Here is a 22459-nt window from a genome sequence, read left to right as displayed (position 1 = left end):
TGTATGGCTGACAGAGCGTTGAGGTGGGGGCGATGAAGATCGGCGAATTGGCCAAGCGTACCGACTGCGCGGTCGAGACCATCAGATACTATGAGCGTGAGGGGCTGCTGAGTCCTGCCGCCCGCAGCAGCAGCAATTACCGTAGTTACGACGAGAGCCACGTCGAGCGACTGGTCTTCGTACGTCATTGCCGCTCTCTTGACATGACCCTGGAAGAGATCCGCGCGTTGCTGGCCCTGCGCGATACCAGCGAACCCGGCTGTGCCCAGGTGGATGCCCTGATCGGTGCTCATCTGCACCATGTCGAGGTGCGCATCCGCGAGCTGGATCAGCTACGCGAGCAACTGGTGACCCTGAGGCGCCAGTGCCAGGGGGAAGGCGAAGGAGATCGCTGCGGGATCCTGCGCGAACTCGGCCAGCCGGCGGCGCCGTCATCGACCACCGCCAGTTGCAGTGCGGCCGGGCATGCCCATGTGCCCGGCACTCACCGCTTGCAGGATTAGATCACTTCCGCCCAGAGATCGTATTCATCGGCGTCGGTGACCCGCACCCAGACCTTGTCGCCCGGCTTGAGCGGAGTCGCGCTGTCGACATAGACGTTGCCGTCGATTTCCGGGGCATCGGCATAGGAGCGGCCGATCGCGCCCTGATCGTCCACCTCGTCGATCAGCACCTCGATCTCACGACCTACCTTGAGTTGTAGCCGCGCCGCGGAAATGGCCTGCTGATGCGCCATGAAGCGTTCCCAACGATCCTGCTTGATCTCGTCCGGAACAGGCTCCAGGCCCAGCTCGTTGGCCGGTGCGCCCTCAACGGGCGAATACTGGAAGCAGCCGACGCGATCCAGCTGGGCTTCGGTCAGCCAATCCAGCAGGTACTGGAAGTCTTCCTCGGTCTCGCCGGGAAAGCCGACGATGAAGGTAGAGCGGATGGTCAGCTCCGGGCAGATCTCCCGCCAGCGCTTGATGCGCGCCAGGGTCTTGTCCTCGAAGGCCGGGCGCTTCATGGACTTGAGTACCTTGGGGCTGGCGTGCTGGAAGGGGATGTCCAGGTAGGGCAGCAGCTTGCCGGCGGCCATCAGCGGGATGACGTCGTCGACATTGGGGTAGGGGTAGACATAATGCAGGCGCACCCAGACCCCCATGCCCGACAGCGCCTCGCAGAGTTCCAGCATGCGCGTCTTGACCGGCTGGCCGTTCCAGAAGTCCAGCCGGTACTTGAGGTCGACGCCGTAGGCGCTGGTGTCCTGGGAGATCACCAGCAGCTCCTTCACGCCCGCCTTGACCAGCCGCTCGGCCTCGGACAGCACATCGCCCACCGGGCGGCTGACCAGCTTGCCGCGCATGGAGGGGATGATGCAGAAGCTGCAGCTGTGGTTGCAGCCTTCGGAAATCTTCAGGTAGGCGTAGTGGCGCGGGGTCAGCTTGATGCCCTGGGGCGGCACCAGATCGATCAGCGGATTGTGCTCCAGCTGTGGCGGCACCACCTCGTGCACGGCGCTGACCACCTGCTCGTACTGCTGCGGACCGGTCACTGCCAGCACACTGGGATGGACGCCGCGGATATTGCCCTCGTCCACGCCCATGCACCCGGTGACGATCACCTTGCCGTTCTCGGCGATGGCCTCGCCAATGGCATCCAGGGACTCGGCCTTGGCGCTGTCGATGAAGCCACAGGTGTTGACCACCACCACGTCGGCGTCTTCATAGGTCGGTACGATCTCGTAGCCTTCCATGCGCAGCTGGGTGAGGATGCGTTCGGAATCGACGGTGGCCTTGGGGCAGCCGAGGCTGACGAAACCGACCTTGGGGGCGGACGTTTGGATGGACATGGGCTAACCTCGGCGGGCGCTCAGGAGGCGCCTTGATCAAAAAACGCGCGATTCTAGCCATCTCTGTCACTGCTTGGAAGGGGCATGCAAGCCCTGTCGACAGCACGGAGCTTTTTGCCGACGAGAGAGTCTAGGGTGCGTGAAGCGCGGCGCTGAGAGGTTGCCGGCACCACGCCCCTGGCCTTTTCAGCTTGATCCCGGCGCCGCTTCGGCGCAGGATGCGCCGATTTTCGACTCTAGGAGCCCCGCATGAGCCGTCCGGAACACGAGCACGGTGGTAAAGCCCCTTCGGCCTTGGGAATGATCGTGCTCGCCACCGGCGTGGTCTACGGCGACATCGGCACCAGCCCTCTCTATACGCTCAAGGAAGTCTTTTCCCCGCACTACGGCCTGCCGCTGAATCACGACAGCGTACTCGGCATCCTGTCGCTGATCTTCTGGTCGCTCATCTGGGTCGTCACCCTCAAGTACATCACCTTCGTCATGCGCGCCGACAACCAGGGCGAGGGCGGCATCATGGCCCTGACCGCGCTGGCCCGTCGCGCGGCGCAAGGCTCGCCCCGGCTGGCCACCACCCTGGTGCTGCTGGGCCTGTTCGGTGCGGCGCTCTTCTATGGCGACAGCATGATCACCCCGGCGGTCTCGGTGCTGTCGGCGGTGGAAGGCCTGGAACTGGCCTTCGATGGGCTGGAAGCCTGGGTGGTACCCATCGCCCTGGTGATCCTGGTCGGCATCTTCGCCATTCAGAAGCGTGGCACGGCCACCATCGGCAAGTTCTTCGGGCCGGTGATGGTGCTTTGGTTCACCACCCTGGGCGCCCTGGGTGTCTATGGCATCGTCCAGCAGCCCGAGGTGCTCAAGGCCTTCAATCCCTACTGGGCGGTGGAGTTCTTTGCCGCCAACCCGGTGAAGGGCTTCATCGTCCTGGGCGCCGCCGTGCTGGCGCTTACCGGCGCCGAAGCGCTCTATGCCGACATGGGCCACTTCGGCCGCAAGCCCATCGCCCGCGCTTGGCTGATGCTGGTGTTGCCGGGGCTGGTGCTCAACTATTTCGGTCAGGGTGCGCTGTTGCTCGCCGATCCCGCGGCCGTGCGCAATCCCTTCTATCTGCTGGCGCCGGAATGGCTGCTGTTGCCGATGATCGGCCTGGCGACCCTGGCCACCGTCATCGCTTCCCAAGCGGTGATCACCGGTGCCTTCTCCATGACTCGCCAGGCCATCCAGCTGGGCTACATCCCGCGCATGCAGATCCAGCACACCTCAAGCCAGGAGCAGGGGCAGATCTACATCCCGCTGATGAATTGGGCGCTGATGCTGGGCGTGATCTTCCTGATCCTCACCTTCCAGTCTTCCGCCAACCTGGCCGAAGCCTATGGCGTCGCCGTGACCGGTACCATGCTGATCACCAGCTGCCTGGTGTCGGCGGTGATCCTGCTGCTGTGGAAGTGGCCACGCTGGATCATGGTGCCGCTGCTGATCGGCTTCCTGATGGTGGATGTCCTGTACTTCTCCGCCAACGCGCCGAAGATCTTCTCCGGCGGCTCCTTCCCGGTGATCGCCGGTATCATCATCTTCATCCTGCTGACCACCTGGAAGCGTGGCCGGCAGCTGGTGGTGGAGCGCCTGGACGACGGGGCGCTGCCGCTGCCGATCTTTATCAGCAGCATCCGCGCCCAGCCGCCATTCCGCGCCAAGGGCACCGCGGTGTTCCTCACGGCGCGGACCGATGTGGTCCCCCATGCCATGCTGCACAACCTGCTGCACAACCAGGTGCTGCATGAGCAGGTGGTGCTGCTCACGGTGCGCTATGAGGACCGGCCGCGGGTATCGCGTGGGGAGCGCATGGAGGTCGAGGACTTTGGTGACGGCTTCTATCGGGTGGTACTGCACTACGGTTTCATGGACGAGCCGGACATCCCCCTGGCGCTCAGCCATTGCCCCTATCCAGGTCTGGATTTCACCCCGATGCGCACCACCTACTTCCTCAGCCGGGAAACGGTGATCGCCTCCAAGCGCCTGGGCATGGCGCCCTGGCGAGAAAATCTCTTCGTCTTCCTGATGAAGAACGCCAACGGCAACCTGAGATTCTTCAAGCTGCCGGTGAATCGGGTGATCGAACTGGGCACCCAGGTCGAGATCTGACCGAGCGCAGAAAGAAGGCCCCAGCAGGGGCCTTTTCTTTGCCTAGTTGAATACCGGCGGGGGCAGGGCGTCAGGATCGGTGATGAAGGGCATCTGCCAGCTATCGAGGGTCTGACCGCGGCCTTCCAGTTCGCTGCGCACGGTACCTATGTAGCCGGCCAGGCGTAGCGGATCGCTGTAGTCGGCTTCGCCGAGCTGCTCTTCCGCGTAGAGCGTCTTACCTTGCGCATCGACTACACCTAATGCCAGGTCATGGCCATCGGCGCCAGAGGACACCACGCAACCCAGAGGCTGGAAGGCGTCGACCAGGATCTTGCTGGCGGCGTCGGCAGAAAGCGGTGTAGTCATGGCGAAGGTCTCCGGGGCTGATGGAGCGATAGACCGCGGGAGACCGCCCTGTTGTTCCAGCCGTTCGTCCGGGCCCCGAGTGACTGTCCAGTCTCTGCCAGGCGCTGGTCAGGCTGCGTTGGACATGGCCTGGAAGGATGCTCCCTTGCCCGTCTTAAATTCGGGCGACTCCGGTACCGTCTTCAGCGGGTTTCACGGGACCTTGCAGGCCTTGCCTGTCTCCAACTCAGGAGACGTAGAGCGGGCTTCACGCCCGCTCTACGTAGCGGCTACTGCGGCGTACGGGCCTCGATAGCCTTGACCATGAAGTCAGCCAGCCTGTCGTAGTTCTCGTCGAAGTGGTGACCGCCCGGGCGACCCAGCTTCTCGCCCGGCTGACCGGGTTGAGTGCAACCACTGTCGTCCTTCTCTTCCTCGCCATAGACGCAGAATTGCTTGGCAGCGGGAATCTTGCTGGTTTCCGGCAGGGTGTCGGCTTCGTCGCCCGGTTTGCCCAGCCAGCCTTCCACGGCGATCTCGAAGTTGCTCTTGCGGCTGAAGGCCAGCAGCAGCAGCGAGGACACCTGGTCCTGATCCGCCTTGGGCAGACGGTTGTAGACCGCCGGCAGGATGTCGGCACCAAAGGAGTAGCCTGCCAGCACGAAGTGCTTGGCGTTCCACTTCTCGCGGTACTCCTGCATCAGGTTGGCTAGGTCGGCAGCCACCTGTTCCGGGCTCTTGTGCTGCCAGAAGTAGCGCAGCGAATCCACGCCGATCACCGGATAACCTGCTTCGTTCATGGCCTGAGCCGAGAGACGATCGATGTCGCGCCAGCCGCCGTCACCGGAGTAGAAGATGGTCACTACGTCGGGGTGGCCGGGCTTGACGTCTGGATCGGCCGGCATCTCGATGGTGGGGATATCGTTGTGCTCGCCCAGCAGCCGGGTCTTGAGCTGCTCGCGCAGTACCACCGGCAGGGCGGTGCCATAGTCGGCGATGGTCAGATCGGCATTGCTCTGCTGGCGCACGAAGATGGCGGAGTCATCGGTGGGATGATCGTTCCAGGCGATATGCCAGTGGCCGTTCGCCGCCTTGGCCGGCAGTGCATCCGGGCAATCCAGGGACTCCACGTTGAAGCCGACGCTCAGGGCCGCAGCCTTGGCGTTGTCCTGAGTGGCCAGCCAGCGCCATGCCCGGGCCGCGCCTGGGCCGATACCGCCGACGAAGGTTGGAGCACCGCTCAGTTCCTTGGCCGCAGTGGCGAAATCGTCACCCTGGGCCTGGCAGCTGTTGAGCACCTTGATTTCGTACTGAACGATCTCGGCGCCGGTGTCGGTTGCCAGGCTCAGCAGGTCGGCATCCGCCAGCTGCAGATCGGGCGGGGTCGCCAGCACGACGCGGGCATGCGGCTCGCCCTTGGGCGCGGCCATGGTCAGCAGACGGCCGTCCGGCTGCGCCAGGACCTTGACCTGGGGAGCCGATGGCCAGCGATGAAACCACCACCAGCCCAGGCCCGCGGCGATCAGCAGAAGGACGAGCAGTACGACGAGTGCACGTTTCAGCATAGGACTCTCAACGTTTGACCAGGCCGGTATAACCCCCGGCGATTAGGGCGGCGGTGTCTGCGAAGGCTACCAGGGGATCCAGGCCGGCAGGCACGGCCATGTAGCGCGGCTCCCATTCCGGATCGAACTTGTCCTTGAAGCGACGCAGTCCCTGGAAGTTATAGAACTGTTCCCCGCGCCTGAACACCATGGCGCCCAGGCGCTGGGTAATGGGTGCGCCGCGACGGGGGTGTAGTCCTGCCAGTGGCACCATGCCCAGCGAGAAGCGGGCGAAACCGGCGGCCTTGAAATGCAGGATCAGGCCGAGCATGAGGAATTCCATGGTCTGCTTGGGCGCATCGGCGGTGACACGCATCAGATCGATGCTGGCCAGGTCAGGCCGTTCGGTTTCCAGCAGATTGGCAAAGGCCACCGCTCGGTCCTGGAAGCGCACCACGGCGATGCGGAAGTGCTTGAGGTAAGCCTGATCGAAACGGCCCAGAGAGAAGCCTTTCTCCCGCACCTGCTTGCTCTCCAGCCAGACGTCGGAGATGGCCTTGAGTTCGTCGAAGGGCGCTTCGCCGGGTGCATGGAATTCGATGGACAGACCATCGCGCTGGCCCCGGTTCCAGGTATAGCGCAGGTCCTTCTTGCCTTTGCTGTCGAGATCGAAGGCGTGCAGATCGACCCGCGCCTCCTCACCCAGCTTCAGGGCTGTCAGGCCGATGTCCATGTAGAACGGCAGGTTCTCGGCGCGTACCTGATAGAACACCGGACGCGCATGGTGCAGATCGCACAGGTCGCGGAATTTCCAGATCAGCTCGGCGCGGGGTTGTGCCCGACCGATGGGGTCGAACAAGGCGATCAGGCTGCGCCCGCGGCGACCGTACATCAGGAAGGCGTCGTCACTCTCGTGGAAGAGCAGGGCCTTGTCCCCGGTCATCACCAGGCCGCCATCCGGCTGACTGGATTTGCGCACGATGCCGAAGGCCCGTTCGAGCTCTGCCGTATCGGGCGCTTCGATGGGTGGCGGCGCGGCGCGCAGCAGCCAGCCCAGGGCAATGATCAGCAGCAGTACCGAACTGCCCAGGGCCGCGCGCAGACCGCGGGGGGCATCGGCGTCCAGCGCGAATTGCCACCACAGGCGCGTATCGTAGGGAACGTCCTGATAGGCGAACAGCAGCAGCCAGACCGAGGCCGCGACCACGCAGATGCTGGCGGTCACGTACAGCGGCGAGAAGGGCTGTTCCATCAGCCGGCTACGGCGATAGAAGGATTTGCGAAAGATGGCGAGCAGCGCGGCCGTCAGCGCCAGGATGGAGGCTTCCTCCCAGTCGAAACCTTTCAACAGGGACAGCAGAGAGCCCAGCAACAGCAAAACCAAGGTCACCGCCCAAGCCGCGGACAGGCGCCGGCGCAATCCCTGCGCCAGCAATAGACAGACGACGCCAATCAGGCTCGCGCCCAGGTGGGAGGCGTCGATCAACCGCTGGGGCAGCAGGAAATCCATGCCTTCCAGACGGGTGTCTATTTCAGGGGTGACCCCAGAAAAAAGCAGGACTACCCCGGAAAAGAACACCAGGATAGCCAGGATGGGCGCGGCCAGGCCGGACGCCACGCGAACTGCCGGACTGTTCGACAGCAGGCGGCGGCCTTCGCTGAACAGCAGCACCAGGCAGGCGAGCACGAAGGGCAGCAGCACATAGAACAGCCGATAGACCACCAGGGCGGCAGCCAGCTGGGCAGCGCCCAGCTCGTTGGCGAAGGCTGCCAGCAGTACGGCTTCGAAGACCCCGACGCCACCCGGGACGTGGCTGAGTACCCCGGCGGCCAGCGCCAGCAGATAAACGAGCAGGAAGGCACCGAAGGGTGGTGCGGTCGGCAGCAGCAGGTAGAGCACCATGGACGCGGCGACGACGTCGAGGATGGTGATCGCCAGCTGCAGGGCGGACAGGCGCAGGGTCGGCAGCCGCAGCGCTCTCTTGCCGATGCGGAAATGCAGGGCATGGGCGGAGGGCTGTTCGGGGGCGCGCCAGCGACGCAATGCCAGGATACCCACCGCATAGCCGACCAGGATCAGCCCGGCCACGGTGATGATCACCGCCTCCGGTACCCGCAGGGCCTGGGTGGAGGCCTGCAGATTGGTCAAGGCGGCGATAGCGGCCAGCGGTGGCAGTGCGGTTCCCAGCGCCAGGCTGGAAAACACCGTCATCTGCGCCACTTCCAGGGCACTGAGGCCCTTGCGCGCATAGAGGCGATAGCGCACCGAACCACCGGACAGCATGGACAGACCCACCGCGTTGCCGATGGCGAAGGCAGTGAAACCACCCAGGGTCCAGGTCCGCGCCGGCAGCTTGACGTCGGCGAAGTGCATGGCCGACCACTCGTAGCCCAACAGGATGGTGAAGCCGGCTGCCGCCGCCAGGAGGGCGCCGATCAGTGACGAGTGCGGGATGTCATGCAGGGCATCGTGCAGGGCTTCGCCATCGATGCTGCTCAGCAGGTGCCAGCACACCACCAGTGCGACGGCGAACAACACCAGCGTGAGACCCAGCTCGATGGGTTGCCGGTAGGCGGTCAGCCGTTCCAGCAGGCGCCAGGGTAGGGCGGGAGGGGGCGAAACGGGATGATCCGCAGGGGATACCGGCTTCGAGGAGACCTCTTTGGCTGGATCAGGTGCAGTCATGCAAACTCCTCTAGACAGGAAACGCGCGTCAGATTACTGCTCGCGCGCGGTTTGCCAAGCCTTGTACAGATAAAAAAGCTCTATACCAACCTTTGTAGCTCTTGTAGCTCCAGAGTTCGCACCGCTGGGATCTGGCCCAGGTCAAATTCAGCGCAAAAAAAAACCACTCAGAAGAGTGGTTTTTTCGAATTTGGTTGCGGGAGCTGGATTTGAACCAACGACCTTCGGGTTATGAGCCCGACGAGCTACCAGACTGCTCCATCCCGCGTCCGATGTGGCTCAGTATAGGGCCAAGAACAAAAACGTCAAGGAAAAATTTAATATTCTTCAAAGGCTTATTTAAGGAGGCGAGGGAAGGTCACTTGTCGGTATCGCTTTTCTGCATCTGCACCGAGGCCTTTTCACCGCTGGAGCGATTTTGCTGATCCGACTGATCACGGTCGAAGCAGCCGCTGAGTGCCAGGGTGATCAACAGGGCGGAAGAAAGCAGTAGGGGGCGTTTCATGGGGGATCTCCTGGTTGCACGTCATCAGTCGACCCGTGTGCGTGGCAAAGGGTCCACGAATCCGATGAGAGCGCGCGAGCAAGTGAGACGGTGATAGCAAAACGCCGCATCACCACCAGGGCCGGTGGTGGCCATATGCTATCCTCGAGGTGTCTCGCGGAGAACCCCATGCACCCTTCCCAGGATTCGAGTTGTCTGGATCAGCGCATCATGCGCATGATGGAACAGGATGTAGCGACGCTCGTCGCCCAGCTGTGCAATCTTTCCCTTGCCCTGACCGGCAGCAGTATCAACGGTGCTGGCGAGATGGCACTTCAAGTCGTGCAGAAAGTCGAATTGCTCGTCGACGACATGAAGACGCTTCGTACCGCAGCACAAGCGCTGCTGGATACCCCGTCTCGCCATGTTCGATCCGGCCAATTAGAAGATCGGATCGTCATCGCCGGCGACGAGAGTGCACCTTTCGACGATGGGCAGCGCGACTGAGCCGTTTGACCAGGAAAGTCCAAGGGGCCGCCATGAATCTCCTGCTGGAAACCTTGCTTCATCATCTTCAGGGTCTGGGACGCATCGAGTTCTTCGAGCGCAGCGACCATTTCGCGCGACTGATGGTCACCACGCCGGATGGGGTAATCGCCGAGCGTCACCTCTATTATGATCAGTTGCATCACGCCCATGACCTCAAGGCCGTGGTCGATGAGCTACGTGAAGAGGTCGTTCATCGCCAACGCCTGTTGCAGGACGTCGGTTAACGGTCGATTCGTCGTTCGCCATGGACAAATGCGGACGGGCTTGGCTTACTGTACGGATAATCAGCCGCAGTGCCCGGCCCGGCATCTCTCTCCATGGCTCCGGACAACTCCACCGCTCAACTTCCCCCCAAGCGTCAGCGCAAGATCATTCATGTCGATTGCGACTGCTTCTATGCGTCCATCGAGATGCGCGACGATCCGCGTCTGGGCGGCAAGCCCCTGGCGGTAGGCGGTACCCCTGATCGGCGTGGGGTGGTCGCCACCTGCAACTACGAGGCCCGCGCCTTCGGTGTGCGCTCCGCCATGTCGTCCCATCAGGCGCAGAAGCTCTGTCCCGACCTGGTCTTCGTCAAGCCGCGCTTCGATGTCTATAAGGACGTGTCGCGGCAGATCCATGGGATCTTCCAGGACTACACCGAGCTGATCGAGCCGCTGTCCCTCGATGAAGCCTACCTGGATGTCACCCAGTGCGACCTGTTCAACGGCAGCGCCACCCTGATCGCGCGCGACATCCGCCGTCGGGTGTGGCAGGAGCTGAACATCACGGTGTCAGCGGGGGTGGCACCCAACAAGTTTCTTGCCAAGATCGCCAGCGACTGGAAAAAGCCCAACGGCCTGTTCGTCATCGCGCCGCACGAGGTGGATGATTTCGTGGCCATGCTGCCGGTGGCCAAGCTGCACGGCGTCGGCAAGGTCACCGCGGACAAGCTCAAGCGGCGCGGCATCGTCCTGTGCAGCGATCTGCAGACCTGGTCGCGCTTCGATCTGTTGCGAGAATTCGGCAGCTTCGGGGAGCGACTCTGGTCGTTGGCCCATGGTATCGACGAGCGCCAGGTCAAGGTGGACAGTCAGCGGCAATCAGCCAGCGTGGAGCGCACCTATGACCAGGACCTGCCCGACGCCGCTGCCTGTGTGAAGGAGTTGCCGGAATTGCTGGCCAAGCTCGAAGAGCGGCTGGTGCGGCTGGCCGATCGCTATCGCCCGGAACGGCCCTTCATCAAGGTCAAGTTCCACGACTTCACCCAGACCACCCTGGAGCAGCAGGGCGCCGGTCGGGATCTCGACAGCTATCGGCGCCTGCTGGAGCAGGCCTATCGCCGTGGCAATCGGCCGGTCCGGTTGCTGGGCGTCGGCGTGCGCCTGCTGGATCTGCGCGAAGCCGCGCTGCAGCTCAGGCTGTTCGAGGACTAGCGCCCACTAGAGCGGGCTCTTGGCCTGGGCGGAGAGGTTGACGATGGCGGCGTCCAGTTCTTCCAGCGCTGGACTGGAGGTCGGAGCGCCCTGCTTGAGCAAGGTTTCGCTGTGCTGGCAGGCGGCGCGCAACTGGGGCACGCCGCAATAGCGAGTAGCGCCATGCAGACGGTGGACGCGCTCGATGAGCGCAATGCGATCACCGTCCTCGCGGGCCTGGCGGATGGCCTGGCGATCCGCCGCCAGGGAGGCGAGCAGCATGCTCAGCAGGTCCTTGGCCAGGTCGGGCTTGTTGGCGGCGAGGCGCAGGCCTTCGTCCGCGTCCATCACCGGTAGGGTGGAAATGTCCTGACCGCCGCTGTTGAGGCTGGTGACCTCGGGTGCCGAGCTGTGCAGCAGGCGCAAGCCCGTCCACTTGAGAATGACCTGGGCCAGTTGCCGATCGCTGATGGGCTTGGTCAGGTAGTCGTCCATGCCGCTCTGCAACAGGGCGCGCTTCTCGTTGGCCATGGCATGGGCGGTGAGCGCAACGATAGGCACCGGGGTGCCGCCCTCGCTGGCTTCCCAGTCGCGAATGGCCTCGGTGGCCTGGCGACCGTCCATGCCGGGCATCTGCACATCCATGAATACCAGGTCGAAGCGCTCCTGCTGAACCGCCTCCACCGCGGCATAGCCGCTGTCCACCGCGGTGACCTGGGCACCGAGATCGGTCAGCAGGGTTTCTACCAGCAGCAGGTTGGCTGGATTGTCATCCACGCAGAGCAGGCGGGGCGGACGGTCGGTGATGCCCATCCCGCCGCTTTCGTTGCGCTGCGGGCGCTGGTTGAGCAGTTCGGCCACGGCCTGTTCGAGCTTGCGGCTGCAGGCCGGTTTGGCGTGCAGCTGGCAGTGGACGTCCGGCAGGGAGGCGTGGAACACCGCCTGGTCGGTGGTCGGGCAATAGACCAGGGTGTTGCAGTCCTGGCGACCCAGCTCCCAGATGCGCTCGGTGAGCAGATCCGGGGGAATGGTACGCGCGCTGACGCCAAGCACCGCCAGGCTGACCGGCAGCTTGCCGGACGCCGGATGGGCGACGGCGTCACTCAGCTGTTCAAGGGTCTCGAAGACTTCGACGCTCAGGCCGCACTCCTCGAGCTGGTGCTGCAGCGCCTGGCGGGTGAGGGGGTGCGGTTCCACCAGGCCAACGCGACGGCCGGCCAGGGCGATGCGCTTGTGGTTTTCGACGCTGCCATGGGCCTTGGGCAGGGTAAGGGTGATCCAGAATTCCGAGCCTTCGCCGGGAATGCTTTCCAGGCCGATCTCGCCGCCCATCTGCTCGATCAGGCGCTTGGAGATGACCAGGCCCAGCCCGGTGCCGCCCGCCTGGCGGGTCAGGGAGTTGTCGGCCTGGGAAAAGGCCTGGAACAGCATCTGCCGGTCTTCGTCGGTCAGCCCGACCCCGGTGTCCTGCACGCTGATGCGCAGCTGGGCATGGTCGTCGGTTTCTTCCTCGACCATGGCCCGTACGGCGATGGTGCCGGAGTGGGTGAACTTGATGGCGTTGCTCACCAGGTTGGTGAGCACCTGGCGCAGGCGCTGCGGATCGCCGACCAGATGGGTCGGGGTGTCGCGATACACCAGGCAGACCAGTTCGAGGTGCTTTTCGTGGGCCGAGGGCGCGAGGATGGTCAGGGTGTCCTGGATCATGTCGCGCAGATTGAACGGCAGGTTTTCCAGCACGAGCTTGCCGGCCTCGATCTTCGAGAAGTCCAGGATCTCGTTGATGATGCCCAGCAGGCTTTCCGCGGAGTTCTGGATGGTGCTCAGGTAGTCCTGCTGGCGGGGAGTCAGCTCGCTTTTCTGCATCAGGTTGGTGAAGCCGATGATGCCGTTGAGCGGGGTGCGGATCTCATGGCTCATGTTGGCCAGGAATTCCGACTTGATGCGACTGGCCTCCAGGGCGGCCTTGCGTGCCAGGTCCAGTTCGATGTTCTGGATTTCGATGGTTTCCAGATTCTGGCGTACGTCTTCGGTGGCCTGATCGATGTTGTTCTGCATCTCGAACTGGGCGTTTTCCATGGCTTCGGCCATGCGATTGATACCGGTCGCCAGTTCGTCGAATTCGGGGCTGCCGAGCTGGGTGGGCAAGCGCGTTTCCAGGCGGCCTTCCTGCAGCTGGCTGACGCCCTGGGCGATCACCTGCAGCGGACGATTGATCCGCCGGCCCATGCGCACCGCGATGAAGGCGGTGAAGGCCAGGCCCAGCAGGATCAGCAGCAGGCCGGCGACCAGATTGCGATAACCGCGCAGCAGGGTGGCGTGGTGGGAGAGTTCGAGCTGGATCCAGCCCAGGGTCTGGGGCGAGGCCGGACTGCCGTCGCTGCGGGTCAGGCGCAGATCGTGGGTCTGTACCGGCAGATTGAAGTGGGTGATGTCGAGGCCGGATCTCATGCTGATGGTCTGGAAATCGCGCCCGGTCAGCTCCACGGTCATGGAGGGGCCGGCATGGGCGAGGACGTTGCCATCGGCATCGAGGAAGCTGATCGCCCGGACGTCGGCCTGATCGAGGGCCCGTTGGGCGATGCGATTGAGCTGATCGTTGTCACCGGTGCGCATGGCCGGCGCGATGAGAGGCGCCATCTGCTGAGCGACCAGCTGGCCGTGCTCGATGAGCTGGCTGCGCATGTCCGACAGCTGGACCCAGCTGAAGTAGACCCCGAGCAGGGCCGCCATGCAGCAGGTCGGGAGGACGCTCAACAGCAGAATGCGTCCCTTGAGTCCCAATTCGTCCAGCACTACGCGTCCCCCGAGGAAATTGGCGAGTCTAACCTCTTTACCAAATGTAAAGAGAGTCTTTGCGAAAGGGGTCGCACCCCCTCGCGACATTGATCCGCGAAAATGCGCGAAGGCTGCCACGGTCCCTGGCCGGGGTGGACAACCATTGGCGCCATCGGCGGTCTGGTAGGGATTGCCGGTCGTTCCGGTACGGTTATGTTCGAGGAGATCCTTTGAAGAAGAGTTGCAGTCTGATGCTGGCGGGTGCCCTGTTGCTGGGGGCCGGCTGGATGGCACCGACCCAGGCCCAGGAAACGAAGCAGGCCACCCTGGTGGAGCGGGGGTCGATGTACTACAGCTTCGAGACGCACCTGCTCGAGTCGGCGGACGGCAAGCGGCGCTATCGGGTCTATATCGGCATCCCCAAGCAACCGGCACCCATGATGGGCTATCCCGCGCTGTTCCTGCTCGACGGCGAGACGGCCCTGGCGCAGCTCCAGGATGTCTGGCTGTCGCCGCATAAACTGAAGAGTCCCCCGGTTCTGGTCGCCATTGGCTATGCCGACGCGGCGGATGCCATGCAGGAGCGCACCTACGACTACACCCCGGCGGTCAATGGCGGGCGCAATCGTGACGATGCACGCAAGGAGTGGCCAACCGGCGGCTCGCGGGCCTTTCTTGATCTGATCGAACAGCGCATCAAGCCGTTGCTGACCCAGAGCGTGCCGTTCGATCCCAATCGCCAGACCCTCTGGGGGCATGGCTATGGTGGCCTGTTCGTGCTCGATACGCTCTTCAGGCAACCCCAGGCCTTCCAGCGTTATGTCGCGAGCGACGTGGCCTATGGCTGGCAGCAGGGCTACATCCTCAAGCGGGCCCAGGAGTTCCAGGGGGTGGGTGGTGCCCGTCCCGTGCAACTCTCGCTGTTTTCCGGCACCGAGGACATGACCCGCAAGGTCGCGCCCGAGGCCGCCAAACGACTGGCCGAACGGCTGGCGGGGCTGCCCGGGCTGGAAGTGACGCCCCAGCTGCGGCCCAACTTGGGGCCGGAAGCCATCCTGTCGCTGAGCCTGCCGGCCGCCCTTGAGCTGGCCAGCGACGGTGCCGCTGCACCGCGACCCTAGCCCTGCGTCGGGTGGGTAGGGTCGACGCGGGTTTGGGGGTATCATGGAAGGCTTTCACCCCTGGCGGAACGAGCTGATTCATGAGTCTGCACTATCCCACCATCGCCGATTGCATCGGTAACACGCCGCTGGTGCGCCTGCAGCGCCTGGCCGGCGACACCCGCAGTACCGTGCTGCTCAAGCTGGAAGGCAACAACCCTGCCGGCTCGGTCAAGGATCGCCCGGCGCTGTCGATGATCCGGCAGGCCGAGTCCCGCGGCGATATCCAGCCGGGGGATACCCTCATTGAGGCCACCTCCGGCAACACCGGGATCGCCCTGGCCATGGCCGCCGCCATCATGGGCTATCGCATGATCCTGATCATGCCCGACAACTCCAGTGCCGAACGCAAGGCGGCCATGACCGCCTATGGCGCCGAGCTGATCCTGGTCAGCAAGGAAGACGGCATGGAAGGCGCGCGGGATCTGGCTACCCGCATGCAGGCCGAAGGCCGCGGCAAGGTGCTCGACCAGTTCGGTAATGGCGACAACCCCGTTGCCCACTACCTGGGTACCGGTCCGGAGATCTGGCGCCAGACCCATGGCAGCATCACCCACTTCGTCAGCTCCATGGGCACCACCGGGACCATCATGGGCACCTCGCGCTACCTCAAGGAGCAGAATCCCAAGGTGCAGATCGTCGGGCTGCAGCCGGAGGAGGGTGCGGCCATTCCCGGCATCCGCCGCTGGCCGGAGGCCTATCTGCCCAAGATCTACGAATCCAGCCGCGTGGATCGCATCATCGACATGGGCCAGCAGGAAGCCGAAGACACCATGCGCCGACTGGCGCGGGAAGAAGGCATCTTCTGCGGCGTGTCTTCCGGCGGTTCGGTGGCGGGCGCCCTGCGTATCGCTCGGGAAGTGGACAATGCGGTGATCGTCGCGATCATCTGTGACCGAGGCGATCGCTACCTGTCGACCGGCGTCTATGACCCGCGCTAAGCGAGGCGGTGGCGGCCTGCGTTTCCAGCCGGCCGGCGGAGCGCGTTCGGTCGCGGTACCCACCGGCAAGCGCCAGGTGCTGGGCATCGATCGTCTGTCCAATGACGGCCGTGGCATCGGTCACGAAGGCGGGCGGACCTGGTTCGTCGCCGGTGCCCTGCCGGGCGAGCGCGTCGAGGCACGGGTGCTCGGTGCCCGCAGCCAGGTGGTCGAGGCCCGTACCCTGAAGGTGCTGGACGCCAGCCCGTTGCGGCGCACCCCGCCCTGTACCGTGGCCGACCGTTGTGGCGGTTGCACCTTGCAGCACCTGCCCCATGCCGATCAGCTGACCCTCAAGCAGCAGGCGCTGGCAGAGCAGTTCCAGCGCCTGGCGGGGGTCCAGCCGCTGGTCTGGGCTGCGCCTTTGGTGGGCCCCGAATTCGGCTATCGCCGGCGCGCCCGGGTCGCGGTGCGCTGGGATGAGCGGCAGAATCGGCTGGAAGTGGGGTTTCGCGCCGAAGCCAGTCAGGACATCGTCACGCCCGACGACTGCCTGGTGCTGGTGCCCGAGCTGCAGGTCCTCTTACGGGCGCTGCCGGGCGTGCTGGGGAGCCTGGAACGGCCCCAGGCCATCGGCCATGTCGAGCTTTTCCAGGGCACGGCGACGGCGCTGCTGGTCCGCCATACCCAGGCGCTGCTGCCGGGCGATCAGGTTCGTCTGCGCGAGTTCTGCGCCGCTGCGCAGGTACAGCTCTGGTGGCAGGGCAAGGGTGAGCCCGAGCCGGATCAGGTCGATGCCGTTCTGGGTTACCAGCTGGCGCCGTGGGCGTTGACCCTTGCCTATCGGCCAGGGGATTTCGTTCAGGTCAATGCGCCCATCAACGAGGCCATGGTGGCCCAGGCCCTGGACTGGCTGGCGCCAACGGCTGACGACCGGGTGCTCGACCTGTTCTCCGGCCTGGGCAACTTCGCCTTGCCGCTGGCGCGACAGGCGGCTGCGGTCACCGGCATCGAAGGTGTCGCGGCGATGACATCCCGGGCAATACAAAATGCACGTGACAACGGCATCGGCAACGCGCACTTTCTACAGGTGGACCTGTCGAACCCGCTACCCGCCGATCTGGGTACCCATTCGCTGGCCCTGCTGGATCCACCGCGCGACGGTGCGCTGGAGGTGGTCCGGCAGCTCAGGGGCCTGGGCATAGGGCGGCTGGTCTATGTGTCCTGCAATCCGTCCACCCTGGCACGGGATGCGGGAGAGCTGGTGCGACAGGGCTATCGCATGACACGAGCGGGCATTCTCGACATGTTTCCGCAGACCGCCCATGTGGAAGCCATGGTGTTGTTCGAAGCGGGCGGGATGCCCGGGTAACGACGGCTCGCCAACCGATGCGAGCCAATCCGGCGAGAACGCTGCGCCGTGAGGAAGGGGTAGATGGTACAGGTCAGAGCGCATCAGCCAGTCAATGTCGATGGCAGCATCAACCTTCACGCCTGGCTGGATCATATCCAGAGCGTGGATCCAAATCTCGATCGCGAGGCCTTGCTGGATGCCTGCGGCTTCGCCCGCACGGCGGAAGAGAACTCCGGGCAGGTCGAGCATACCTGGGCGGAGGGCACGTCCAGTTTCCGTACCGGCCTGGAGATGGCCGAGATCCTCGCCGACCTCAAGCTGGATCAGGACAGCCTGATCGCCGCCGTCGTCTATCGGGCGGTGCGCGAGGGCAAGGCGACCCTGGAGTCCGCGGCCGAGCATTTCGGGCCGGTGGTGGCCAAGCTGATCGAAGGCGTGCTGCGCATGGCGGCGATCAGCGAGAGTCTCAATCCGCGCAAGTCCATGGTGCTGGGTAGCCAGACCCAGGTCGACAACCTGCGGCGCATGCTGGTGGCCATGGTCGACGACGTTCGCGTCGCCCTGATCAAGCTGGCCGAACGCACCTGCGCCATCCGCGCGGTCAAGAACGCCACCGAAGAACGCCGCAACCGGGTGGCCCGTGAGGTCGCCGACATCTATGCGCCGCTGGCCCATCGCCTGGGCATCGGCCATATCAAGTGGGAGCTGGAGGACCTGTCCTTCCGCTACCTGGAGCCGCAGCAGTACAAGCAGATCGCCACCTTGCTGCACGAGCGGCGGCTGGATCGTGAACAGTACATCGCCGACGTCATGCGGCAGTTGCGCGACGAACTCACTGCCACCGGGATCAAGTCCGACCTCAGTGGCCGGGCCAAGCACATCTATTCCATCTGGCGGAAGATGCAGCGCAAGGGCCTGGAGTTCAGCCAGATCTATGACGTGCGCGCGGTGCGCGTGCTGGTGCCCGAGGTGCGTGACTGCTATACCGCGCTGGGCATCGTGCACACCCTCTGGCGGCACATTCCCCGCGAGTTCGACGACTATATCGCCAACCCCAAGGAGAACGGCTACCGTTCCCTGCACACGGCGGTGATCGGCCCGGAAGGCAAGGTGCTGGAGGTGCAGATCCGCACCCACGCCATGCATGAGGAGGCCGAGCTGGGGGTTTGCGCGCATTGGCGCTACAAGGGCACCGACGTCAAATCGGCCTCCAATCACTACGAAGAGAAGATCTCCTGGCTGCGCCAGGTGCTGGAGTGGCACGAGGAGCTGGGCGACATCGGCGGTCTGGCCGATCAGTTGCGCGTCGACATCGAGCCGGACCGGGTCTATGTCTTCACGCCCGACGGCCACGCCATCGATCTGCCCAAGGGCGCGACCCCGCTGGACTTCGCCTATCGGGTACACACCGAGATCGGTCACAACTGCCGCGGCGCCAAGATCAATGGCCGCATCGTGCCGCTGAACTACCAGCTGCAGACCGGCGAGCAGGTGGAGATCATCACCGGCAAGCAGGGCTCGCCCAGTCGTGACTGGCTCAACCCTAACCTCGGCTACGTCAACACCTCGCGGGCGCGGGCCAAGATCGTCCACTGGTTCAAGTTCCAGGCGCGGGATCAGAACGTCGCCGCCGGCAAGGCCATGGTCGAGCGCGAGCTGTCGCGCCTGGCCCTGCCGCCGGTGGACTTCAACACCCTCGCCGAAAAGGTCAACTACAAGGGCGCCGAGGACATGCTCGCGGCCCTGGGTGCCGGGGATCTGCGCCTGGCCCACGTGATGCATGCGGCCCAGCAGCTGGTGGAGCCGGACAAGGGCGTCGATACCCTCGATCTGCTTCCGCGCAAGCCCACCAACAAGCCGGGCAAGCGCGGTGACGTGCAGATCCAGGGCGTCGGCAACCTGCTCACGCAGATCGCCGGGTGCTGCCAGCCGGTACCGGGTGATGCCATCGTCGGCTACATCACCCTGGGGCGCGGCGTGACCATCCACCGGCAGGACTGCGCCAATGCCCTGCAGCTGGCCAGTCGCGAACCGGAGCGGACCATCCAGGTGAGCTGGGGACCGGTGCCGGTGCAGACCTATCCGGTCGACATCCTCATCAAGGCCTTCGACCGCTCCGGCCTCTTGCGTGACGTTTCGCAGATCCTGCTCAACGAGCGGATCAACGTGCTGGCGGTGAACACCCGCTCCAATCGCGAGGAGAACACCGCCAACATGCTGCTGACCATCGAGATCCCTGGCCTGGACGCCCTGGGGCGCTTGCTGGGGCGCATCTCGCAGCTGCCCAACATCATCGAAGCCCGTCGTAACCGCGCCGCCTGAGTGGTGTGGTGACGACCCCACGAGGCGCCTCTGGCGCCTCGTTCTTTTTCCAGTCACAGGATTTACCCATGTACCAGCTCGACGACCTGCTGCACCTCATGGCCCGGCTGCGCGATCCCCAGCACGGCTGCCCCTGGGATCTGCGGCAGGACTACGCCAGCATCGTGCCGCATACCCTGGAAGAGGCCTATGAGGTCGCCGATGCCATTGCCAAGCAGGACTTCCCCCAGGTGCGCGACGAGCTGGGCGACTTGCTGTTCCAGGTCGTCTACTACAGCCAGCTGGGCCGCGAGGACGGCCATTTCGACTTTGCCCAGGTGGTGGACGGCATTACCCGCAAGCTGGTGCGCCGTCATCCCCATGTCTTTCCCGACGGCGACCTGCACGGCCCCCTGGACCTGCCGCGCCTCGACGAGGCCACCATCAAGCGGCGCTGGGAGGAGATCAAGGCCGAGGAGCGCGCGGAAAAGGCCATGGCGCCCGAGCAGCTGTCGCTGCTGGACGACGTGCCAGCCGCGTTGCCGGCCCTGAGCCGCGCGGCCAAGCTGCAGAAGCGCGCCGCCAACGTGGGCTTCGACTGGGCCGATGCGACCCCGGTGGTGGCCAAGATCCAGGAAGAGCTGGACGAGGTGCGCGACGCCATGGCCAACGGCCAGGCCGCCCAGGTGGCGGAGGAGGTGGGCGATCTGCTGTTCGTGATGGTCAACCTGGCGCGCCACCTGCACGTCGATGCCGAAGACGCCCTGCGCCAGGCCAATGCCAAGTTCGAACGACGCTTTCGCTATATCGAAGAGGCGCTGAAAGCCCAGGGACGCACGCCGCAGGAAGCCAGCCTGGAGGAGATGGACGCGTTCTGGGACGCCGCCAAGGTGGAAGAGAAGGGCGTCGTCGGGCATTCGTTGCAGGGCCGCTGAAACCGGGCGTAGGTTGGTGCTGAGCGTAGCGAAGCCCAACGCTGCCGAGATCTGGGCCGGTTTCGACGTGTCGTCCAAGCCTGGCCGTTGGGCTTCGCTGCGCTCAACCGCAACTTACGGCATCCGCTCCCAGCCGTACGACAGGTCCGGTTGGTCGGCCAGGTGCGCTGGGCACTTGCCCTTGAGGTGCCAGGCGAAGGCGATGATTTCCGCCAGGGTGCGATAGAGCGCCTCGGGAATTTCCGAGCCCAATTCCAGGCGTGCCAGGATGCGCACCAGGTCGGCGTTCTCGTAGATGGGCACCTCGTGCTCGCGGGCCGTGGCCAGGATGAGCTCGGCCAGTTCGGCATCACCCTTCGCGGAGAGGATCGGAGCGCTGCTGCCGTCATAGGACAGGGCGATGGCCTGGCGGGGGGAGGGCGTGCTCATGCGGTGTCGTCGATCCAGCGTTGTTCGAGGGAGGTACGCGGATTGCGTGCGGGGCGGCCCTGGCGGCTGCTGAGGTCGCCGACCACGAAGCCGGCGGCCAGCAGACGGTCGCGCAGGTGGGGCAATTCGGTATCGATCAGGGTCGCGGTGGCACCTTTTTCCGCCCAGAATTCGCTCGATAGCCGGCCGCTGGCGAGTTGGGCCCTGACCTGCAGCGGGCCGAGCGGCGCTAGGTCGAAGGCCAGCTCCACCTTCCACAGGCTGTCGCGGGCCTCGCCGCGGCTATCCGGCGGAGGCCGTTCTTCCTGGAAGCGGACCTGCACCGCGCCAAGGCGCTCGCCGTCGCGCCAAGGGATCTCGGTCTGCCAGGTGGACAGGTAGTAGCCGTCCGGCAGTACCTGGGTCTGGGCCAGGCTGGCCAGCTGATGGGTCTGCAGCCGGGCGATGACACCCGTGGCCAGTTGCAGCAATTCGTCGAGCTCGGCATTGGCGGCGCTGAGGCCACGGCCATCGCGCTCGCCCAGCGGAAAGTCCAGGGCGGTGGGTTGGCGATTGGCGGTGGCGGCGTCGCCCAGGGCCCGACGCAGGGCATCGGGCAGATTCTGCTGGGCGGTCTGAACCGCGACCTGGGGATTGCGCAGCGCATCGCCCGGTACGCTGGCCAGCAGGCGATCCACCAGGCGCAAGAGATTGGCCTTGAAATCTTCCTGAAGGTCGGGACCGCTGCGATCCAGCAACTGCTGCTCGAGTTGCAGTCCGCTGCGGGCCAGGGCGCGGGTCCAGCCCTGGGCCGTGGTGAGGGCCTCGGTGTGTTCCAGGTTGGCCAGCAGCGACTTGAGGGCCGCGCCGACCGAGGGCGGCAGGTCTGCCTCGGGGACGTCCTCCAGCCATTGCAGCAGGGCGTTCATCGACAGCTGCCGCTGTCCCTGGCCCTGCAGTTGCCGATCGATGTCGAGCTGGTCGAGGCGCTGTGCCATGGGCAGCACCGTGACCTCCTGGCTGTCCTTGATCACCACGGTCAACAGGCTGCCCACCGGCACCGGACGAGCTGATTCCAGCTTGAGCTGGCGGCCTTCGAGGTTGGAGCTCAGCGCCTTGGCGATCACCTCGTAGGTAGGCGTCGTTCCCGGGGACTGTTGCAGCAGGTTGCTCAGCACCCGTAGTTGCAGCGTGGTGCCTACCGGCAACTGGCGCAGATCCAGTTGCTGCAAGGGCGGCGGCGGCGCGTCGCCCTCTAGGCTTTGCAGCAGCACCGCCAGCTGGGTGGAGCCCAGGGTGCTCACCAGCAGCTGGCTGCCCACCGGCAAATTATTGGTCGGGCTCTGGGTGGTGAGCAGGACGCTGCCACCCTGGGCGAGCTGCAGTTGCAGCAGGAACTGGAAATTCTGGCCGGCCGGCCGCGTGGCGAGCACCTCGGCAGTGGCCGTGCTGCCGGGCGGAATCAGGTCGTCGAGGGACTGCAGGGCCTGCAGGATCTGCGCGCCGGCATCCGACGCCTGCGCCGCCGCGGCCCGGACGGGCAGGGCGGGCGTGACGCCGACGCTGGGTGGGATCGCGGAGAAGGAGTTCATCGGGCAGGTCCGGAAGAGTCGCCTGTGTATAATGGCGCGCCTTCAAAGGCGTGT

18 protein-coding genes and 1 tRNA gene are annotated in these 22459 nt (G+C 64.8%); 10 read left to right on the top strand and 9 right to left on the bottom strand.

Annotation, left to right across the window (positions count from 1 at the left end; genetic code table 11):
- Positions 1-32: 32 nt before the first annotated feature.
- Complete coding sequence (gene cadR / locus APT59_RS13940) at positions 33-503, top strand: Cd(II)/Pb(II)-responsive transcriptional regulator (protein WP_059315405.1); 471 nt, start codon at positions 33-35, stop codon at positions 501-503.
- Here cadR and rimO read toward each other — a convergent pair.
- The gene (gene rimO, locus APT59_RS13935) at positions 500-1825 is read right to left on the bottom strand and encodes a 30S ribosomal protein S12 methylthiotransferase RimO (protein ID WP_059316908.1); all 1326 of its coding nucleotides are present in this window, start codon (positions 1823-1825) and stop codon (positions 500-502) included. The two genes, cadR and rimO, sit on opposite strands and share 4 nt — an antisense overlap.
- 306 nt (positions 1826-2131) lie before the next feature.
- Here rimO and APT59_RS13930 point away from each other — a divergent pair, with 306 nt between their 5' ends.
- On the top strand, positions 2132-3973 hold the full coding sequence (locus APT59_RS13930; protein WP_059315404.1) for a potassium transporter Kup: 1842 nt from the start codon (positions 2132-2134) through the stop codon (positions 3971-3973).
- A gap of 42 nt (positions 3974-4015) precedes the next feature.
- Here the strand turns inward: APT59_RS13930 and APT59_RS13925 are convergent, their stop codons facing one another.
- From APT59_RS13925 to APT59_RS22570, 5 genes are all read right to left on the bottom strand, one after another.
- Complete coding sequence (locus APT59_RS13925; RefSeq protein ID WP_059315403.1) at positions 4016-4321, bottom strand: hypothetical protein; 306 nt, start codon at positions 4319-4321, stop codon at positions 4016-4018.
- A gap of 269 nt (positions 4322-4590) precedes the next feature.
- Positions 4591-5865: a virulence factor family protein gene (locus tag APT59_RS13920; protein WP_059315402.1), complete on the bottom strand. Its 1275-nt coding sequence runs from the start codon at positions 5863-5865 to the stop codon at positions 4591-4593.
- Between the two features lie 7 nt (positions 5866-5872).
- Entirely contained in the window at positions 5873-8530 is a 2658-nt protein-coding gene (gene mprF, locus APT59_RS13915) for a bifunctional lysylphosphatidylglycerol flippase/synthetase MprF (RefSeq protein WP_059315401.1), read from the bottom strand.
- Positions 8531-8721: 191 nt separating this feature from the next.
- Positions 8722-8798, bottom strand: a tRNA-Met gene (locus APT59_RS13910).
- A gap of 90 nt (positions 8799-8888) precedes the next feature.
- Entirely contained in the window at positions 8889-9035 is a 147-nt protein-coding gene (locus tag APT59_RS22570; RefSeq protein ID WP_167348565.1) for a hypothetical protein, read from the bottom strand.
- 168 nt (positions 9036-9203) lie between these two features.
- On the opposite strand from APT59_RS22570, the gene APT59_RS13905 reads away from it, so the two are divergent.
- From APT59_RS13905 to dinB, 3 genes are all read left to right on the top strand, one after another.
- Positions 9204-9521, top strand: coding sequence for a hypothetical protein (locus APT59_RS13905; protein WP_059315400.1), 318 nt, complete (start codon positions 9204-9206; stop codon positions 9519-9521).
- A 32-nt stretch (positions 9522-9553) separates the two neighbouring features.
- On the top strand, positions 9554-9787 hold the full coding sequence (locus APT59_RS13900; RefSeq protein ID WP_059315399.1) for a hypothetical protein: 234 nt from the start codon (positions 9554-9556) through the stop codon (positions 9785-9787).
- A gap of 93 nt (positions 9788-9880) precedes the next feature.
- Positions 9881-10978, top strand: coding sequence for a DNA polymerase IV (dinB, locus tag APT59_RS13895; protein WP_059315398.1), 1098 nt, complete (start codon positions 9881-9883; stop codon positions 10976-10978).
- 6 nt (positions 10979-10984) lie between these two features.
- Here the strand turns inward: dinB and APT59_RS13890 are convergent, their stop codons facing one another.
- Entirely contained in the window at positions 10985-13753 is a 2769-nt protein-coding gene (locus APT59_RS13890) for a response regulator (RefSeq protein WP_059315397.1), read from the bottom strand.
- Positions 13754-13965: 212 nt separating this feature from the next.
- Here APT59_RS13890 and APT59_RS13885 point away from each other — a divergent pair, with 212 nt between their 5' ends.
- The 5 genes from APT59_RS13885 to mazG all read left to right on the top strand — a co-directional run bounded on the left by APT59_RS13885 (position 13966) and on the right by mazG (position 20405).
- The gene (locus APT59_RS13885) at positions 13966-14856 is read left to right on the top strand and encodes an alpha/beta hydrolase (protein WP_174523141.1); all 891 of its coding nucleotides are present in this window, start codon (positions 13966-13968) and stop codon (positions 14854-14856) included.
- 80 nt (positions 14857-14936) lie between these two features.
- Complete coding sequence (gene cysM / locus APT59_RS13880; protein ID WP_059315395.1) at positions 14937-15836, top strand: cysteine synthase CysM; 900 nt, start codon at positions 14937-14939, stop codon at positions 15834-15836.
- Positions 15823-17187, top strand: a complete 1365-nt coding sequence (gene rlmD / locus APT59_RS13875) for a 23S rRNA (uracil(1939)-C(5))-methyltransferase RlmD (RefSeq protein ID WP_059315394.1) — start codon at positions 15823-15825, stop codon at positions 17185-17187. Before cysM ends, rlmD begins: the two co-directional genes overlap by 14 nt.
- Before the next feature lie 63 nt (positions 17188-17250).
- Positions 17251-19491, top strand: a complete 2241-nt coding sequence (relA, locus tag APT59_RS13870; RefSeq protein ID WP_059315393.1) for a GTP diphosphokinase — start codon at positions 17251-17253, stop codon at positions 19489-19491.
- A 68-nt stretch (positions 19492-19559) separates the two neighbouring features.
- A complete protein-coding gene (gene mazG, locus APT59_RS13865) occupies positions 19560-20405 on the top strand; it encodes a nucleoside triphosphate pyrophosphohydrolase (protein ID WP_059315392.1) in 846 nt (281 codons plus the stop codon).
- 114 nt (positions 20406-20519) lie between these two features.
- Here the strand turns inward: mazG and APT59_RS13860 are convergent, their stop codons facing one another.
- Together APT59_RS13860 and APT59_RS13855 are read right to left on the bottom strand one after the other, a co-directional pair.
- On the bottom strand, positions 20520-20834 hold the full coding sequence (locus APT59_RS13860; RefSeq protein ID WP_059315391.1) for an EscU/YscU/HrcU family type III secretion system export apparatus switch protein: 315 nt from the start codon (positions 20832-20834) through the stop codon (positions 20520-20522).
- Positions 20831-22405 carry a flagellar hook-length control protein FliK gene (locus APT59_RS13855; RefSeq protein ID WP_059315390.1) on the bottom strand — a complete coding sequence of 525 codons (1575 nt, stop codon included), beginning with the start codon at positions 22403-22405 and terminating at the stop codon, positions 20831-20833. The genes APT59_RS13860 and APT59_RS13855 overlap by 4 nt, the downstream gene beginning before the upstream one ends.
- Positions 22406-22459: the final 54 nt, after the last annotated feature.

The sequence above is a fragment of the Pseudomonas oryzihabitans genome, from assembly GCF_001518815.1.
Taxonomy (GTDB): domain Bacteria; phylum Pseudomonadota; class Gammaproteobacteria; order Pseudomonadales; family Pseudomonadaceae; genus Chryseomonas; species Chryseomonas oryzihabitans_E.
This window is presented reverse-complemented; position numbering and strand designations above follow the sequence as displayed.

Coding starts and splice junctions, on each gene's coding strand:
- dinB (WP_059315398.1), top strand. CDS start 9,881: ATGGCTCCGGACAACTCCACCGCTCAACTTCCCCCCAAGCGTCAGCGC.
- rlmD (WP_059315394.1), top strand. CDS start 15,823: ATGACCCGCGCTAAGCGAGGCGGTGGCGGCCTGCGTTTCCAGCCGGCC.
- APT59_RS13920 (WP_059315402.1), bottom strand. CDS start 5,865: ATGCTGAAACGTGCACTCGTCGTACTGCTCGTCCTTCTGCTGATCGCC.
- mazG (WP_059315392.1), top strand. CDS start 19,560: ATGTACCAGCTCGACGACCTGCTGCACCTCATGGCCCGGCTGCGCGAT.
- APT59_RS13925 (WP_059315403.1), bottom strand. CDS start 4,321: ATGACTACACCGCTTTCTGCCGACGCCGCCAGCAAGATCCTGGTCGAC.
- APT59_RS13905 (WP_059315400.1), top strand. CDS start 9,204: ATGCACCCTTCCCAGGATTCGAGTTGTCTGGATCAGCGCATCATGCGC.
- relA (WP_059315393.1), top strand. CDS start 17,251: ATGGTACAGGTCAGAGCGCATCAGCCAGTCAATGTCGATGGCAGCATC.
- APT59_RS13860 (WP_059315391.1), bottom strand. CDS start 20,834: ATGAGCACGCCCTCCCCCCGCCAGGCCATCGCCCTGTCCTATGACGGC.
- APT59_RS13930 (WP_059315404.1), top strand. CDS start 2,132: ATGATCGTGCTCGCCACCGGCGTGGTCTACGGCGACATCGGCACCAGC.
- APT59_RS13855 (WP_059315390.1), bottom strand. CDS start 22,405: ATGAACTCCTTCTCCGCGATCCCACCCAGCGTCGGCGTCACGCCCGCC.
- cadR (WP_059315405.1), top strand. CDS start 33: ATGAAGATCGGCGAATTGGCCAAGCGTACCGACTGCGCGGTCGAGACC.
- APT59_RS22570 (WP_167348565.1), bottom strand. CDS start 9,035: ATGAAACGCCCCCTACTGCTTTCTTCCGCCCTGTTGATCACCCTGGCA.
- mprF (WP_059315401.1), bottom strand. CDS start 8,530: ATGACTGCACCTGATCCAGCCAAAGAGGTCTCCTCGAAGCCGGTATCC.
- APT59_RS13900 (WP_059315399.1), top strand. CDS start 9,554: ATGAATCTCCTGCTGGAAACCTTGCTTCATCATCTTCAGGGTCTGGGA.
- cysM (WP_059315395.1), top strand. CDS start 14,937: ATGAGTCTGCACTATCCCACCATCGCCGATTGCATCGGTAACACGCCG.